This is a genomic window from Domibacillus indicus (assembly GCF_023715895.1).
Classification (GTDB): Bacteria; Bacillota; Bacilli; order Bacillales; family Domibacillaceae; genus Domibacillus; species Domibacillus indicus_A.
Map to the genome: position 1 here is coordinate 1 of NZ_JAMBOO010000096.1, position 397 is coordinate 397.

Consider the following 397-nt stretch of genomic DNA (forward strand, 5'->3'; position numbering starts at 1 on the left):
TATCTGCATCATGCAGCACGGCAAGGTCGTCCAGGTGGGAACGCCGAACGAAATCGTGTCCGCACCGGCCAACGATTATGTTCGTTCCTTCTTCCGCAATGTCGACGTGTCCCGCGTATTCAAAGCCGCTGATGTGGCTCGCGACGACGAGCTGATCGTGTTTGAACCCGAACAGCTGGCGACGGCGCTCGAGCGTTTCGACGCGAGCGGCAAGACGTTCGGCGTGTTGATCGATGCCGACCGCACATATCGCGGCATGGTCAGTCGTGATGCGCTGGCAAAGGGTGCTGTCGCGCAGGATGGCGAGAGACTGGATAGCGTCTCTGCTATCGAAGCCGAAGCGCCGCTTGCCGGATTGCTGACACAGGTGGCGGAAAGCCCTTGGCCGGTCCCGGTC

The 397-nt window shown here is 61.0% G+C and carries 1 pseudogene; it reads left to right on the plus strand.

The features are described 5' to 3' along the window. Positions 1–397: pseudogene (locus M3221_RS25740) on the plus strand (hypothetical protein); the annotation flags it as partial.